Annotated in this window: 16 protein-coding genes; 9 read left to right on the top strand and 7 right to left on the bottom strand. The window is 29.9% G+C overall.

The annotated features are described in order from the left end of the window. Positions 1-44: 44 nt before the first annotated feature. Positions 45-1,841 carry a DUF885 domain-containing protein gene (locus ACKTST_RS04625; protein ID WP_408046563.1) on the top strand — a complete coding sequence of 599 codons (1,797 nt, stop codon included), beginning with the start codon at positions 45-47 and terminating at the stop codon, positions 1,839-1,841. A gap of 160 nt (positions 1,842-2,001) precedes the next feature. Beyond that, positions 2,002-2,844 (top strand): T9SS type A sorting domain-containing protein, encoded by an 843-nt coding sequence (locus ACKTST_RS04620; RefSeq protein ID WP_408046562.1) that lies wholly within the window; start codon positions 2,002-2,004, stop codon positions 2,842-2,844. Between the two features lie 73 nt (positions 2,845-2,917). Here the strand turns inward: ACKTST_RS04620 and ACKTST_RS04615 are convergent, their stop codons facing one another. Both ACKTST_RS04615 and ACKTST_RS04610 read right to left on the bottom strand, forming a co-directional pair. Then, complete coding sequence (locus tag ACKTST_RS04615; protein WP_408046561.1) at positions 2,918-3,331, bottom strand: hypothetical protein; 414 nt, start codon at positions 3,329-3,331, stop codon at positions 2,918-2,920. Then, complete coding sequence (locus tag ACKTST_RS04610) at positions 3,318-3,902, bottom strand: RNA polymerase sigma factor (RefSeq protein WP_408046560.1); 585 nt, start codon at positions 3,900-3,902, stop codon at positions 3,318-3,320. The genes ACKTST_RS04615 and ACKTST_RS04610 overlap by 14 nt, the downstream gene beginning before the upstream one ends. A gap of 141 nt (positions 3,903-4,043) precedes the next feature. On the opposite strand from ACKTST_RS04610, the gene ACKTST_RS04605 reads away from it, so the two are divergent. From ACKTST_RS04605 to ACKTST_RS04585, 5 genes are all read left to right on the top strand, one after another. Continuing rightward, positions 4,044-4,427: a DUF6249 domain-containing protein gene (locus tag ACKTST_RS04605; RefSeq protein WP_408046559.1), complete on the top strand. Its 384-nt coding sequence runs from the start codon at positions 4,044-4,046 to the stop codon at positions 4,425-4,427. Positions 4,428-4,521: 94 nt separating this feature from the next. Next, positions 4,522-5,844, top strand: a complete 1,323-nt coding sequence (locus ACKTST_RS04600) for a hypothetical protein (protein ID WP_408046558.1) — start codon at positions 4,522-4,524, stop codon at positions 5,842-5,844. 3 nt (positions 5,845-5,847) lie between these two features. Further along, on the top strand, positions 5,848-6,408 hold the full coding sequence (locus ACKTST_RS04595; protein ID WP_408046557.1) for a YdeI/OmpD-associated family protein: 561 nt from the start codon (positions 5,848-5,850) through the stop codon (positions 6,406-6,408). Positions 6,409-6,442: 34 nt separating this feature from the next. Next, entirely contained in the window at positions 6,443-6,970 is a 528-nt protein-coding gene (locus ACKTST_RS04590) for an RNA polymerase sigma factor (protein WP_408046556.1), read from the top strand. Continuing rightward, positions 6,970-7,767, top strand: a complete 798-nt coding sequence (locus tag ACKTST_RS04585; protein WP_408046555.1) for an anti-sigma factor — start codon at positions 6,970-6,972, stop codon at positions 7,765-7,767. Before ACKTST_RS04590 ends, ACKTST_RS04585 begins: the two co-directional genes overlap by 1 nt. 116 nt (positions 7,768-7,883) lie before the next feature. On the opposite strand, the gene ACKTST_RS04580 is transcribed toward ACKTST_RS04585, so the two are convergent. The 4 genes from ACKTST_RS04580 to ACKTST_RS04565 all read right to left on the bottom strand — a co-directional run bounded on the left by ACKTST_RS04580 (position 7,884) and on the right by ACKTST_RS04565 (position 12,746). Continuing rightward, the gene (locus ACKTST_RS04580) at positions 7,884-10,112 is read right to left on the bottom strand and encodes a TonB-dependent receptor (RefSeq protein WP_408046554.1); all 2,229 of its coding nucleotides are present in this window, start codon (positions 10,110-10,112) and stop codon (positions 7,884-7,886) included. A gap of 15 nt (positions 10,113-10,127) precedes the next feature. Next, a complete protein-coding gene (locus tag ACKTST_RS04575; RefSeq protein WP_408046553.1) occupies positions 10,128-11,423 on the bottom strand; it encodes a tetratricopeptide repeat protein in 1,296 nt (431 codons plus the stop codon). Between the two features lie 89 nt (positions 11,424-11,512). After that, a complete protein-coding gene (locus tag ACKTST_RS04570) occupies positions 11,513-12,067 on the bottom strand; it encodes a DUF4331 family protein (RefSeq protein ID WP_408046552.1) in 555 nt (184 codons plus the stop codon). Positions 12,068-12,095: 28 nt separating this feature from the next. Continuing rightward, the gene (locus ACKTST_RS04565; protein ID WP_408046551.1) at positions 12,096-12,746 is read right to left on the bottom strand and encodes a DUF4331 family protein; all 651 of its coding nucleotides are present in this window, start codon (positions 12,744-12,746) and stop codon (positions 12,096-12,098) included. A 200-nt stretch (positions 12,747-12,946) separates the two neighbouring features. Between ACKTST_RS04565 and ACKTST_RS04560 the strand changes: the two genes are divergently transcribed. Further along, the gene (locus ACKTST_RS04560) at positions 12,947-13,837 is read left to right on the top strand and encodes a TIGR01777 family oxidoreductase (protein WP_408046550.1); all 891 of its coding nucleotides are present in this window, start codon (positions 12,947-12,949) and stop codon (positions 13,835-13,837) included. After that, positions 13,827-14,504 carry a GNAT family N-acetyltransferase gene (locus ACKTST_RS04555; protein WP_408046549.1) on the top strand — a complete coding sequence of 226 codons (678 nt, stop codon included), beginning with the start codon at positions 13,827-13,829 and terminating at the stop codon, positions 14,502-14,504. The genes ACKTST_RS04560 and ACKTST_RS04555 overlap by 11 nt, the downstream gene beginning before the upstream one ends. Before the next feature lie 32 nt (positions 14,505-14,536). Here ACKTST_RS04555 and ACKTST_RS04550 read toward each other — a convergent pair whose 3' ends face one another. Then, positions 14,537-15,355, bottom strand: a complete 819-nt coding sequence (locus ACKTST_RS04550) for a hypothetical protein (RefSeq protein ID WP_408046548.1) — start codon at positions 15,353-15,355, stop codon at positions 14,537-14,539. Positions 15,356-15,454: the final 99 nt, after the last annotated feature.

Raw genomic sequence — 15,454 nt, 5'->3', positions numbered from 1 at the left:
GCTATTCTTTTTGGTATATTTGTTTACAATCAAAACACGTAACCATGAAGAAAATCTTCTTAACCATTATAGCTACTGCTACCCTACTTGCTTCTTGTAAACAAGAAAAAAAAGAAGCAGTTACTACTCCTGTTAAAGAAAACACTGAGTTTAATCAACTATTAAAAGACTATAACGAAGGTAAACTACAATTAAATCCGCTAAATGCAACCTTTGCTGGAGATTATCGTTATAACGATGTATTTCCTAACTTTTTATCGGATGAGTATCAGCAAAAAAGCAATCAATTTTTTAACGATTACAAAGCTAAACTAGCTCAATTTAACGATGCAGACTTAACCGAAAGTCAACAAATGAGTAAGGCAGTTTTAGATTGGGATTGTGATATGGCTTTAGCGCAAGCTAGCTATAAAAACGATTTGTTAACGCCAATAAACCAAATGTGGACGGTTAATTTAACCATGGGCCAATTGGCTAGCGGAAGTAGTGCACAACCTTTTAAAACAGTACAAGATTACAAAAACTGGTTACAAAGACTAGAACAATACAATGTATGGTTACAATCTGCAAAAGAACGAATGACACAAGGAATTAACGAAGGGTATGTGTTACCAAAATCATTAATTCAAAAAGTAATTCCGCAGTTTGAATCGGTTGCAGAAACAAAACTAGAATATCATTTGTTTTATACACCTATCAAAAATTTGCCTGCTGATTTTTCTGAAGAAGAAAAAGAAAAATTAACCAACAGTTATACTACTCTTTTAAATGAAAAATTAATTCCATCATTCAAAAGTTTACATGAATTTTTAAAAACTGATTATTTAAATGCAGGTAGAGAAGATAGCGGTGTTGACGGTGTACCACAAGGAAAGGAATATTACCAACATGCTATTAAAAACTATACAACTACCAATATGACTGCAGATGAAATCCATGAATTAGGATTGAAAGAAGTGGCTCGTATTTTAGCTGAAATGGAAAAGGTAAAAACCGAGGTTGAATTTACAGGTTCTTTAAAAGAGTTCTTCAATTATGTTCGTGATAATAAAGAGTTAATGCCATATACGGAACCTCAACAGGTTATCGATAATTTTAATGCGATTCATGAAAAAATGAAGCCACAATTAGAAAAACTATTCGGTAACAAACCAAAAACTCCGTTTATAGTAAAACAAACAGAAAAGTTTAGAGAAGCTTCGGCTAGTGCAGAATATAATCCGGGTTCTTTAGACGGGACGCGTCCGGGGGTTTTCTATACGCCAATTCCTGATGCTTCAAAATACAATGTGTTTTCTGATGAAGCCTTGTTTTTACACGAAGCTATTCCTGGACATCATTATCAAATTTCGTTAACACAAGAAAACGAAGACTTACCAGATTTTAGAAAGACATTATGGTACAGTGCTTATGGTGAAGGTTGGGCATTATATACTGAAAATTTAGGTAAAGAATTAGGATTATATACTGACCCTTATCAATACTTCGGAATGTTAGGAATGGAAATGCACCGTGCTATTCGTTTAGTGGTTGATACAGGTATGCACGCTAAAGGATGGAGCAGAGAAAAAGCGATTCAATATTCATTAGATAACGAAGCTGAAAGTGAAGCTAGTATTATTTCTGAAATTGAACGTTATATGGCTAACCCTGGTCAAGCATTATCGTATAAAATTGGTCAGTTAAAAATTAGAGAATTACGCGATAAAGCCACCAAAGAATTGGGTGATAAATTTGATATTCGTGAATTCCACAATCAAGTATTAGAAACTGGTTGTATTCCGTTAGCTCTATTAGAAAATAAAATTGATAAATGGATTGCTTCAAATAAACAAGGGTAAAAACACCTTTTCAAAAAAAGAAAACACTCTTAAATAAAACATGAAAAAAACACCTTAATTAATTAAGGTGTTTTTTTTAGTTTCGTAACTCAAATAGTATTTATCATTTTTCCTCTTATCACCAACCAATTTTGTAATCAATTAACTAAAAACAAATAAAATGAGAAAAACTATTACCCTATTAACTATCTGCTTAGCTATTAATTTAGGATTTAGCCAAAATGTTTACATCCCTGATGCCAATTTCAAAGCTGCATTATTAACCGGTCCTAATTCAGGAATTGACACTAATAATGATGGAGAAATTCAAGTTTCTGAAGCACAAGCATGGAACAGTCCTATTGATGTAACTAGCAAAAGTATTTCAGATTTAACAGGAATTGAAGCTTTTATAAATATTGACATTCTAGCTTGTGGTGGAAATAATTTAACTAGTTTAAATCTAAATCAGAATACTAAATTAGAAAGGTTATTTTGTATGAATAACCAAATTGGAAGTTTAACTTTATCTAACAACAGTAATTTAACTCTTTTATATTGTTACGGTAACAACTTAACTAGATTAAATGTTTCTAACAATAACAACAGTGCTATTACGATTTTTAATGCTTCTAATAACCCGAATTTAAAATGTATTCAAGTAGATAGGTATTTTACGCCACCTAGTTTTTGGACAAAAGATGCTACAGCAGTTTTTAGCAACTATCCTTGTAAACAATCTATTGATCCAATAAGAACTCTACTTTCTTCGACTGGAGGGTTAGGAGATCCTTTAAAAACTGTAGAAAATGCAAGCGTGTATCCAAACCCAACTAGTGATATTATAACTATTAAAAGTTCAAAAAAGATTAAAAGAGTAGAAGTATATACTTTAAATGGTGATATGGTTTTAGAATCGACTTCTAAATCTTTAAACATTTCAAAATTAGAAAAAGGAATGTATTCAGTAAGAATCGTTTCTGATAAAAACGAAATTATTCACAGAAAGCTTATTAAAGAGTAGGTAGCTTTTTAGTAATAATTTAATGTGTAAAAACAGCGTATAAACGCTGGTTTTATATTTATTTAAACCTTTTTTAAGAACTATATTTTCTTCCAAAATGATTTTTTAAATAATAAATCTGAACAAAAATCATTATCGTAAAAAAGAAGCAAGCGTATAACATCGTATTGGAAACTGTAATTCCTTCAAATAGATTAGGGAATTGAAAACGTGAAAAGTAATCTAGTTCTAGCTTTGGCATTTTCACCCAAGGTAATGAAGTTCCTCTCGATACATATAGTATAGATGCAAAAAGAACTGTTGCTAAAACTCCCCATACTTTTTTTGAAATTAACGGAGATGCTTTATAAATTTCTGAATTTTCAGCATGCGAAACATGTTGCATTATATTCGCTGTAAAATCAACTGGTGGAGTCTCTATCTCTACTTCTTTTATGTACTTTTTTGCAAAAGCATCTAACTCTTCAATATGTTTATTTTCTCCCATAATGATTAATTAATTCAGGTTCAACATTTGTTTTTACTATTGATAATAGTCTTTTTCTTGCTCGGTGTAATTTTACTTTTACATTCGCTTCCGATAAATCGGTAATATCAATGATTTCTTTCAAACTTAATTCTTCAAAATAAAACATCCATAAAATAGAGCGCTCATCTTCTGGCAATTGCAACATACATTTATTAATTACTGCTGCTCTTTCTTTTCTTTCAATTCCTTCTAAAATTCCTTCAGTAGCTTTAATTTTATGAATCGTAATTTCGTCAATCGTATCAGTTTGATACTTTCCTTTATTCTTTTTAAAGCTATCTAAACAATTTCGATACGCAATTTTATACAACCATGTCGAAAATTTTGAATCTCCTTTAAATTTAGATAAATTCTTATAGGCTTTTATAAAAGTATCTTGCGAAATTTCTTCAGCCTCTTCTCTACTCTTTACCATTTTTAACGCCAAGGTATACACCATCGTTTTATACTTTTCAACTAAAAAAGCATAAGCATTTGCATCTCCTTTTAAGATTTTATCTATATATGTTTGGTCGTTAATAATAGTCATTTTAATCTTTGACTTCTTCTATTAAAAAAAGGTTACACTTTATTTTAAAAAATATTTTTATTTATTTTTTGTAACCTTTTTAAAAACATTGCAGTCATACTTGCAAACACATTAAAAATAATCATTTAAAATCAAAAAAATATGGAAGTAGCAATTGTATTTATGTTCTTATTCGCAGTAATCTTCGGAATCTTTTATTTATTCTATTCAACAAGAAACAAAGAACGTTTAGCTTTAATAGAAAAAGGTGTTGATGCTAAAATCTTCATGCAAGGAGAAAGAAAAAAATCAACATTAACTTGGAGAGTTATCATCTTAAATTTTGCTCTTTTAGCAATGGGAATTGGAGTTGGTGTATTACTAGGTGCTCTTCTAAGCTCAATGTTTGGCTATAGTGGTACTTGGGCAAACAGACCAAACAACGCAATCGATTCTGAAGTATTCTTTGTATCATCAATATTTATTTGCGCTGGTGCAGCTTTATTTGTAGGGTTTAACTTAACAAAAAAATTAGAAAACGAATAAATCTCATTACCTATATAAATTAAAACCACTTCTTTTTGAAGTGGTTTTTTTCTTTTAAAAAACAATGTATCTTTAGATCAATACTAAACAAACTATGAGTAAAGACTATAACAGTTCGGTTTTTAAAGATTTATTAGATAGATTACAGCAAGATAGCTGGCAATTAGAATTGCTTATTTCAGGTTTTGCCATTTTTGGATTATTTTCTGCTATTGGACCTATCGAAATTAACTACGAAATTGCAAAACACGACAGCAAGCTAGCAGAAACTATTTTGTGGTATGCCATTAAAGTATCTTGTTGGATTTTAATATCAAACCTATTAATTCACGTTATATTAAGAGGTTTATGGATTGGTGCTTTAGGGTTACGATATGTTTCTGGTGATATTGATTATAAAGAATTAAAATATACTTCAAAATTCACCAATTACCTTCAAACCAAAATAGGATCTTTTGATAAATACATAGCAAATTTAGAAAACTACTGTAGTGTGCTTTTTGCAGTTTCTTTCTTATTTATTTTTTACTTTTTAGCGTGTTTATTTACACTTTTAGGTATTTTATTTACTGTTTTTATTTTTTTAGATACCGATTTAGATGGTATATGGGAAAAAATTTCAACTTTTATCGGAATAGTTCTTATCGTATTCATTTTTAGCGGTGCCTTTTTAACCTTTATTGATTTTATTACTCAAGGTTTTTTAAAAAAGAAAAAATGGCTTGTTAAAGTATATTTCCCAGTATATAGAATTTTCAGTTTACTAACACTGTCCTTTTTATACCGTCCATTAGTATACAATTTCTTAGACAATAGATTCGGTAGACGATTAAGTTTTGTTGTAGTTCCTATTTATGCTTTTATCTTGTTTTCATCAACCTATACCTACAACAAGTCTAACTATTTAAAAGAAGACAGGAAATCTTCTGAAATTTATGCAAACCCAAATAATTACGAAGATCAATTAATCAATGATACCGATTTTATTGAAGTAGCTACGATACCCTCAAAAGTAATTACTGATAATCACTTAAATATTTTCATTGCTTTTAACGAACGATTGGAAGATAAAATTTTCAACTATAACAAAGATTTAAAACCCAAAGAAGATATTAGAGGGTTAAAATCTAAAATGCTTTTTTGGAATAGTTTCATTAAAAATAAAGACAGTTTAATTCATGTATATCATAAAACCTTTAACGATATGTTTTCTGTTTACATTAATAAAACTAAATATCCTACCGAGTTTATTGCTACAAAAAACAAACGTAAAAACTTAGGTTATGAAACTTACATAAATATCGATTCTTTATCAGCTGGTAATCATTTATTAAAAATCACTAGAAAAAGAATTCACAAAAACGATACAACTAATATTATAATAGCCAAAATTCCTTTTTGGCATTATAAAAAATAAAGAATGAAACCTCAACTATATTTTAAAACTGATACTGAATGGCGAGAATGGTTGGTAAACAATCACAATGAAAGTGATGGTGTATACTTAATTCTATACAAAGTTGAAACTAACAAACCAAGCATGCGATGGGAAGAAGCTGTAAAAGTGGCATTGTGTTTTGGCTGGATAGATTCTACTGTAAAAAGTTTAGGTGATGGAAAACGCCAACAATACTTTTGCCCCCGCAAACCAAAAAGTGTTTGGAGCGCTTTAAATAAAAGATATATTGAAGAGTTAACATCTAATAACCTTCTTCACAACTCTGGATTAAAATCGATACAAATTGCAAAAGAAAACGGTTCTTGGTTTGCTTTAGATGATGTTGAAAACTTAATTATTCCGAAAGATTTACAAATTGAATTTGATAAAAACACTACAGCCTTTAATAATTATCAAAACTTTGCTCCATCCTATCGAAAAAGCTATTTATACTGGTTGCAACAAGCAAAAAGAGAAGAAACTCGACAAAAAAGAATTATAGAAATAATTCGCTTGTGTACACTAAATGTTAAAACTAAATAATTTTTAGTATTTTGTTCCTAAATCAATCAACTATATGCAACTAGAATCCCTTGTAAAAGACTTTAGAAATAAAGACGTAAAAGCATTCGAGAGTCTCTACGAGATGTACAAACAAAGCGTTAATGGAGTAATTTACAATATTGTTAGAGACGAAACAATAGCTGAAGAAATAACACAAGATGTTTTTATTAAAGCATGGAATAATTCAGACTCTTATTCAGAAAATAAAGGACGGTTTTTCACTTGGATTATCAATATTGCTAGAAATGCTGCTATTGACAAAACAAGGTCTAAAAACTTTAAGAACAGTTCAAAAAACCTTGATGCTGAAATTTTCGTAGATATATTAGAGACCCAAGATAGTTTAGATTCAAAAACTGATGCTATTGGTATTAAAAACTTTGTTTCTAAATTAAAAGATACATGTATTAAAGTTATAGAACTTTTATACTTTAAAGGATTTACGCAAAAAGAAGTTTCTGAAGCTTTAAACTTACCAATAGGAACTGTTAAAACCAGAAACAGAAATTGTATTAACGAATTAAGAACCATGCTTAAATAATGGCTGTAAATAAACACATAGAATCTGGAATTTTAGAGTTATACGTTGCTGGTGCACTTTCTGAAAAAGAAAACCAACAGGTTTATAATTTAATAAAAGAGCATCCTGAAATTTTAGGTGAAATACAAGAAATTGAAAAATCAATTTCAATACTAACCGCCCAAGTTGCTCCAAAAAACATTGACAATTCTTTTAAAGATGTTTTAATTAAAATGTTGCAAGAAAAAGAAGATTCGGTTAAAACAATTCCTTTACGAACATCAAAAAACAACTGGGTAACTTACACTGGTTGGGCAGCAGCTTTTGTTGTTGGAACCACTTTAATTTTATCGTTAAGTAAAAACGCTAATTTACAAGGACAACTAGATACAATTAACGATGCTAAACAACAATATGAAATTCAGTTAGATAAAACTAATTCTGATTTAGCCGAAAATAAAAAACTTTTAGCCGTAATTAGAAATAAAGATATAGTTACCGTTCCTTTACAAGGGCAAAAAGTATCTCCTGAATCATACGCAAAAGTATATTGGAATAAAAGCACTCAAAATATTTATTTAGATCTTCAAGGTTTACCTGAACCTCCTGAAGGAAAAGTTTATCAAGTATGGTCTTTAAAACTAGATCCTCTTACACCTACAAGTTTAGGTACTATTGATAACTTTGCTGCTAACAATACTAAGATTTTTACAGTTAACAACCCTAACGAATCTCAAGCTTTTGGTATTACATTAGAACCAGCTGGAGGAAGTAAATTCCCTACTCTTGAACAACTTTATACTTTAGGATCTGTATAAAACAAATTATATATAAAATTAATATAGCCGCTTAAAGCGGCTATATTTTTGCTGCCATTCATCCTTCAAAAAATGACAACTTAGTTAGCCCCCCCGGACTACTGTACTATCTTAATTTAAAACGTATAACGTATTGATGCCTTTACTGAAAAAGGTGTTCCTGGTGTAAAATGGATTTCTTCTACAGAATTTGGTTCATTTTGCAGCCTAGATTCGGTAGCAAACTGAGTTTCATTCCATTCTACATCAAAAATATTTTCTAAAGCTAAACCTAACGTTATACTATCTATTTTATAACTAATATTGGCATCGGTAACTAAATAACCTTCTGCAACTATCGAATTATCTTCATTTGCTGGTCTGTCTCCTATGTATCTGTAATTTATTCCTCCAGAAAAATTATTGTAATTATTTACTGATAATCCTCCAGTAACAGTAACTTTTGGTGCTAGAGGAATATTATTCTCTCCAGACTGATTGTCAACACTTTCTGCTTTTGTAAAAGTAGCGTCACTATCAAAATACAACCAATCTGTTAATTGATATCTAAGACCTAAATCGATACCATAACGTTGTGCTTCTCCTGAAGGCTCTACAATACCAGCATCTCCAACATATACCAATTCGTCTTCTGAAAGTAAATACCATACTGCTGTATTTATAGCTACTTTTGAAGTAGGCTTCCAAACAGTTCCTAAGTCAACACCATAAGCTCTTGGTAATGTTTTCCTATTAGGTTGTGTAGCCACTACCCTGGTATCGTTTGAATGAAAACCTATTCCTGATTTTAAAAACCATTGAATTTTAGCATTTGGAGTATAGGTTACATTTATTTTAGGATTTACTACTACTTGTGATTTAGAAAATGTTTTGTACTCATCTAATAAGTAATCATTGTAGTTAAATTTTAAATAATCTAAACGTAATGCTGGAGCTACCATAAACTTTCCAAACTCAAATTCACTATTTGCAAAAGCATAATAATTCGTTTGATTTACCTTTCCTAATTGAATTTGATCTAGTACTTTTTTTCTTTGAAGTGTATGCGATAACTCTAAGTTATCTACAATATCAGCACGTAAACCTGTTCCAATAGTTAACTCTACAGGTGTATTTGATAATTGTGTTTTCTTTTTAAACTGTGTGTTAAACCCGAAAACATCTCTGTTTTCAGTTTGCTTTATTTGATCTCCGTTTACAGGGTCTTCTAAGAAGAAAGTAAAGTTTGAAAATAAATTGAAATTATAATTTGAATAGAAAACGTTTGAAGTTACACTAACATCATTCTTTAAAACTTTTGAGTGTTCTAAGTTTATGTTCGTTCGTGAAGTTGTTCCTCCTTCAGTATCATCAATTGAACCAAAACGAGTAATATTTCCATTGTCTACTTCTCTTTGTGGTATTTGTCCTGAAGCATCCCACTTACTCGTAAAATGCGAAGCTGATACTGATAAACTACTATTATCTTTTAAAAAGGTTCTATACTTCGTAAAAATATTAATTCGACTAAAATTTTGTGGAGACTCCACAAAACCATCTGTCTCTAAATATTCGATAGCAACATAAGCATTATCTGTACTGTTTTTATCTAACAAATTAAACATACCTAATGTTCTAAATGTATTGAATTGACCAATACCTACTTCTACTCTACTATTTTCTAAATATGTTTTTGTTTTAAAGTCTACATATCCAGCTGTATTAAAATCTCCTTTACTAGCATAATAAGGTCCTTTTCCGAAGTTAATTTTTTCAATGGTTTCAGGAATTATAAAGTGTAAATCACTATATCCTTGCCCATGAGCATGAGAAACCATATTTACAGGTGTTCCGTCTACCGACAACGCTATATCAGTACCGTGATCGATATCAAAACCTCTTAAAAATATTTGTTCAGCTTTTCCTCCTCCTGCATGTTGACCTATAAAAAGCCCTGGTACTCGTTGTAAAATTTGTTGAGATGAGTTTACTGGTTTTTTATCTAAATCAACCCTAACAATTGTTTGCAACGGATCTCTTTTATTAGACAACACCATTTCATCTAATAAAAAACTTTTCATTTCTAAAACTACCGTCTTAGGAAATTTTAAATCGTTTTCATTTAACTGGAAATTAATTTTTTCATATCCCAAAATACCAAGTTCTATAACATCTCCAATAGTAGAATTATCTAAAACAAACTCTCCGTTAACTTTAGTATGTGTATGACTATTACTGGTAATGTTATAAACATACACATTCTCTAAAGGCTTGCTATTAGTATTCAATACTTTTCCTTTAAATTGTTGCGCAAACACATGACAACTTCCTAGCAATAATGCTAAAAATAAAATCTTTACTTTCAAAATAGTGGGATTTAATTAAATGTTTGAAATTTTTTCTGTCATTAACGGACCTAATTCAAAAGAGCTTTCTAACAACTCATCTTTTAAAGCCATAGCTTTATCATTAATTCCATTTGCTTTGTAAATTTCAGCTATATGATACTGTATTTCGGGCTCGAAAGTTTTATCTACTACATGTGTGTTAATTACTTCTAAAGCTTTTTTAAACTCTTTATTTTTGTAATAATACCAAGCTAGTAAATCGTAAGACTGTGGTGTAGGTCTACTCTCAATTTCTTTTTCGATGTATGATAATGCACTAGATGTGTCATTAAGTTCTTCTAAATATAATTTAGCTAGATGCTGATTATACATTACACCATATGAGCTATTTTTTACAGCCGATAAATATACCTTTATATTACTTTCTTTCATTGTTAAATTATTCTTAAACTCGGCTATCTCTGCTTTTAACAAATAGTAATCTGGAGAAGAATGTTCGTTACTTATAATATCTAAAATTCGTAATGCTTCATCTGCATTTTTATCATGAGAATATACAATCCAAGCAATACCTTTTTTTGCATACGCATTATTATTATCTAGTTCTAATGCTTTCATGTATAAATTATAAGAATCCTTTATTTGACCATTATGTCCATAAAAGTCAGCTAAATTGGTATAACTCCATGCTTTTAAATCTTTATTATTAGCTTCTTTCGCTTTTTTCATGGCCTTTTCCATAAATCGAATTGCCGAAGACAAATCTCCTTTATAATCATGCCATTTAGATACTCTTATTAGGTAATCAAAGTCAGCATAGTTTTCAATTTCAGCTAAGTATTTAGAAGCCTTATCAGGTTCTCCTAACTCTAAATAAACATCAAACAACATTTTTTGGGTAGCATTTAGGTTTTCTCCATTTACCTCAGCTTTTTTTAGTAATTCTAACGATTCTTTAAATCGATGTTGAGAGATATAGTTTCTTGCTAATGATCGTAAATGTGAAGCTTTGTTATAATTTGTTTTTTGATTGATTTTTAACAGCTTTTTTTCCGCTTCTATCAAATAAGAAATATTTCCTTTTTCTGAGAAAAGTAATGTATTAGCCTTTGCTATTTTACTTAAATATGGATATTGCGTTGGCTGATTGTTTAGTTTTTTCTGCCAAAAGTCTAGTTCTTTTTGTGCTAACGATTCAGAAGTAGTTGTTATATTTTGTAAATATTTATTATACTCTTCTTGGTTGGCTACTTTTGTTGTTTTTGAAGTTGTACAACTCAGTATAGTGCTGCTTAAAATAGCACAAATAATTATTTTTATAGTTTTCATTTTAGAAGGATTTTTAGTTAATAGTTTGTTTAAAAATTGGTTGCTAAAAAGCAACCAATTTTAACCCCAGGAGGTTTAATCATCTCGTTCTACCAAGGACTTGCTAAATATGGAAAAGAACTTAAAAACTCTTTATCGTTTGCATCAACGTTATCGTTTGACAATGTTGGGTTTTCAGAAAAGTCCTCACCTCCAAAAATCAATAATAGTTCAACGGTAATCACATCATCAGCTAAAGCTCTACCTGTTAATACATTTGTTCCATCGTAAAAAGTTGTTTTTCCGTCTAAAGAAACCGTTAGTACATCAGTTGCTAATACACTTGCAAATGTTCTTGCATCTAACATTAATGCATTTTTATCTCCTTCGTTTGCATAAGCAGGACTTAATGCTTTTAAATTCGTTTCAAACATGGTTGAAAACTTTGTTCCTTGTTCTGAAGGAATCGTAATATTAAAATCATCTTTCATATCACTATTTACAAAAACAGTATTTATAGCTGGTCTACCCATTTGATCTTTTTGCATATAACTTCCTGAAAAATCTAATGAAGTCATTGTCATAGTATCATCTTCATCACAACTTGTTAATGTAAAGATTGATAATATTGAAAGGGTTAAAATTTTTATAGTATTAAGTTTCATGTCTTTTATATTTTAAAGTTGATTGAATTTATTGTTTAGTTTTAGTTTCTACCCAAGTGTTAATAGTACCTGAGCCTCCTATCATAGATTTTGGTACTTCAACAACAACCGATAAAACATTGGTACCTTTAAAAGTATCTGAACCAGGATTGTTAAAACCACTAGCATTTCCCGCTATAATTTCACCGTATTGTGCAAAATCCATAAAGAAAGGATCATCTCTTGGACCTGCAAAAAACTTCATTGCTCCTTTGCTTCCAACAACAGCAGAAGAACCATAAGGGGTTATAGACACTCCATATTCTGATCCATCTTGTGGTAATGTACTTGTTAAACCAGTTGTTGATGGATTATATGGTCCAAAAAAGTACATTTTTCCATCTCTAGGAATTGCTTGAATTACTAAATCTTCAACTTTATCATCATTGTTGTCGATATTAAATTCAATTAACACATTCTCATCAAATGTTGCTGAAGCTGTTGCAGATGGACTTAATAATCCTTGAATATTAGCTGCAAACACAATATTATCTGTATCTTCTCCTTGAAAAGCGTAAAAATCTGTAATATCGCTAGATCCTCCTTTTACTTCAGGAGCATCTATATGATCTGCAGCTAATAACACTAATCCTATTAATGCTAAAAAACCAGCTCCTATAATTAATTTCATTTTTTTCATTGTTGTAAATTTTAATAGTTAATTACTCATTCAACCATACTTACGAGAAAACAACAATGAGGGTTTTCTTTTTTATAAACTTTTTTTAAAAAAAAGTTACAACCTCTCTATTTTAAAGGGATTACGAATGATATTTTTTTTTCAAAAAACACAATAAACCTTCTTTCTTCTTTAAAAATGAATGCTTATTTTTGAGTATTATGGCTACAGTTTTAATTACAGGAGGAACAGGTTTAATAGGAAGGGAACTCACTAAAAAGCTAACTAACAAAGGACATATTGTTAATATACTTACCAGATCACCTAAAAAAAGTAACGAGTTTCTTTGGGATGTTAAAGACAATTTTATTGATAAAGACGCTTTTAATAATGTAACTCATATCATTCACTTAGCTGGAGCAGGTATAGCAGATAAACGTTGGACAAATAAGCGAAAAAAAGAGCTAATTAACAGTCGTGTTAAAACTGCTAACCTGTTATTTAATAAAATACAAGAATACAAAGTTCCTTTAAAAAGTTTTATTTCTGCTTCTGGAATTGGTTATTATGGTGCTGTAACTTCTAACAAAATTTTTATCGAGAATGATAAACCTGAGGGTGATTTTATCTCTAAAATTTGTGCAAAATGGGAAAAGGCTGCTTTTCAATTTGAAGAAGAAAACATTCCTGTTACAATCTTACGAACTGGAGTAGTACTTACAAAAAAAGGTGGTGCTTTACAGAAAATGAATACTCCTTTATTTTTATCTGCTTTAGGAGATGGTAAACAATATATGCCTTGGATTCATCTAAATGATTTATGTTCTTTATATATCAAATCAGTTGAAGATAAAAACTTCACAGGAATATTTAATGCTGTGGCTCCTGAACATCAAACCAATGAAAGTTTTACCAAAATCTTGTCAAAAGTTATAAATAAACCTATGTTACCTTTTAATGCTCCTTCGTTTGTTTTAAAAACCGCTTTAGGAGAAATGGCATATATTTTATTAAAAGGAAGTAGAGTTTCTTCAGAAAAAACGAGTGAGTTTTATACTTTTAATTTTCCTGATTTAAAATCTGCACTGAATAACATCTATAATGGAGCATAAACTTAAAAATCCTGTTTGGTATTCACTTTGTGAAACGCATCAAAAACATGTTATTGAGTTTGATAAGGTGAAGTTTTATAATCCTAACATTTGCCCTTTCGGTGCTTTTACTAATACTACCAAAACAATTCATGCTCTAAATGAATACTCAAAACGAACCGACTCTTTCTTTTTAGTCTCAGAAAATGAAACACCAGCCTACGATTCTTCAAAAATTATATTAGACAAGAAAATTGAAGGTGTTCAAATGGTATTGCAAAACTTAGAAGAAGTTGAAATTACTGAAGAAATAATTCCTTTAACAGAAGATTACGTAGATGAAATTTATAATTTAATTTGGTTAGTAATGCCTGGGTATTATAAAAAGAGAACGTTTGACATGGGAAAATACTTCGGTATTTTTAAAAACAATAAACTTGTTTCAATAGCAGGACAACGAATGCAAACAGATGATTTTATTGAAGTAAGCGGCGTAGTTACACATCCTGATTTTACCAAAAGAGGTTTTGCTAAACAACTAACCCAACATGTAACAAAAAATATTATAGCAGACGGAAAACATCCTATTTTACATACTACCAAAGGAAATCCAGCCATACAACTCTATGAAAAGTTAGGTTATCAACTTACGAGAGATATGAACTGGTGGTATTTTCATAAAAAATAAAAGCTCAGAAAATCTGAGCTTTTGTTTTTTATTTACTTACTTAGTTCTGGTACTGAAGTATAAATAAAATCTCCGTGATTAGGTGTAAAATACTTTCCCATTTTTTTTCTAAATTCTTTTCTTTTTTCTTCTGTATTCCAATGAGCTTTAAATAGTTCATCACTTTTTTTATATGATTTATCTAAATCATCCATACTTTCAAAAGCTACTGCTCTAGAAAACTCTGTTTTATCACTACCCCAAGCATGTCCATGTTGATAATAACCTTTTATCAAGTCATTTTTCATTATAACATTATCTATAAACTCCTTATTTAATTTTAAAAACTCTTCTTTTGTTCCTTCTTCAGGATAAGCAAAATGACCTTTTACAGCCAACCAAACTAATTCTTTTTTTGCATCTTCTAGTTTTATTGGTTTAGCATTACCTATAGGTACATAAATCTCATCGGAATGCGTGTGGGCATAATAGGCATTTCTCTTTTTAAAATACTCTTTCCTATCTGCTTCATTAGACCAAGCGCTTTTAATTAGTTCTTCATTTCGTAAGCTTGATTTTTCAATTGCTTCCCATGATGGATAAGCTGTAACAAAAATAATTTCACTGTTATCAGGTGTAAATCTATGAAGGTAAACTGACGCACCTAAAACATACTCATTCTTTTTAGTTACATTATCTAAAAACTCTTTTTCTGTAGCAATCCACTTCTCTTTATCAAAATTTTCATAATCCATATTCCAATAACCTGTGGTAACTGTAATAAATTTAGGACGTTTGTTTTCTTCTTGCGAAAAAATACTAATAGGTATTAATAACAAAAGCAACAATACCTTGATGTTTACTGTTTTCATAATAGTAGATCTTTAGTTAAGTAAATTAATTTTAGAGCTTTATTAATTTTTAATAAGAAAAGCTCATTGCGAGAAGTTAATGAGTGGATTGCAAATTTA

The organism is Tenacibaculum crassostreae, from assembly GCF_964512405.1.
In the GTDB taxonomy this organism is placed as follows: domain Bacteria; phylum Bacteroidota; class Bacteroidia; order Flavobacteriales; family Flavobacteriaceae; genus Polaribacter; species Polaribacter crassostreae.
This window is presented reverse-complemented; position numbering and strand designations above follow the sequence as displayed.

What these genes read in the sequence shown, in the direction of transcription:
- ACKTST_RS04555 (WP_408046549.1), top strand. Translation starts at nt 13,827, where the DNA reads ATGGAGCATAAACTTAAAAATCCTGTTTGGTATTCACTTTGTGAAACG.
- ACKTST_RS04615 (WP_408046561.1), bottom strand. Translation starts at nt 3,331, where the DNA reads ATGGGAGAAAATAAACATATTGAAGAGTTAGATGCTTTTGCAAAAAAG.
- ACKTST_RS04560 (WP_408046550.1), top strand. Translation starts at nt 12,947, where the DNA reads ATGGCTACAGTTTTAATTACAGGAGGAACAGGTTTAATAGGAAGGGAA.
- ACKTST_RS04595 (WP_408046557.1), top strand. Translation starts at nt 5,848, where the DNA reads ATGAAACCTCAACTATATTTTAAAACTGATACTGAATGGCGAGAATGG.
- ACKTST_RS04605 (WP_408046559.1), top strand. Translation starts at nt 4,044, where the DNA reads ATGGAAGTAGCAATTGTATTTATGTTCTTATTCGCAGTAATCTTCGGA.
- ACKTST_RS04565 (WP_408046551.1), bottom strand. Translation starts at nt 12,746, where the DNA reads ATGAAAAAAATGAAATTAATTATAGGAGCTGGTTTTTTAGCATTAATA.
- ACKTST_RS04620 (WP_408046562.1), top strand. Translation starts at nt 2,002, where the DNA reads ATGAGAAAAACTATTACCCTATTAACTATCTGCTTAGCTATTAATTTA.
- ACKTST_RS04585 (WP_408046555.1), top strand. Translation starts at nt 6,970, where the DNA reads ATGGCTGTAAATAAACACATAGAATCTGGAATTTTAGAGTTATACGTT.
- ACKTST_RS04550 (WP_408046548.1), bottom strand. Translation starts at nt 15,355, where the DNA reads ATGAAAACAGTAAACATCAAGGTATTGTTGCTTTTGTTATTAATACCT.
- ACKTST_RS04590 (WP_408046556.1), top strand. Translation starts at nt 6,443, where the DNA reads ATGCAACTAGAATCCCTTGTAAAAGACTTTAGAAATAAAGACGTAAAA.
- ACKTST_RS04570 (WP_408046552.1), bottom strand. Translation starts at nt 12,067, where the DNA reads ATGAAACTTAATACTATAAAAATTTTAACCCTTTCAATATTATCAATC.
- ACKTST_RS04610 (WP_408046560.1), bottom strand. Translation starts at nt 3,902, where the DNA reads ATGACTATTATTAACGACCAAACATATATAGATAAAATCTTAAAAGGA.
- ACKTST_RS04625 (WP_408046563.1), top strand. Translation starts at nt 45, where the DNA reads ATGAAGAAAATCTTCTTAACCATTATAGCTACTGCTACCCTACTTGCT.
- ACKTST_RS04600 (WP_408046558.1), top strand. Translation starts at nt 4,522, where the DNA reads ATGAGTAAAGACTATAACAGTTCGGTTTTTAAAGATTTATTAGATAGA.
- ACKTST_RS04575 (WP_408046553.1), bottom strand. Translation starts at nt 11,423, where the DNA reads ATGAAAACTATAAAAATAATTATTTGTGCTATTTTAAGCAGCACTATA.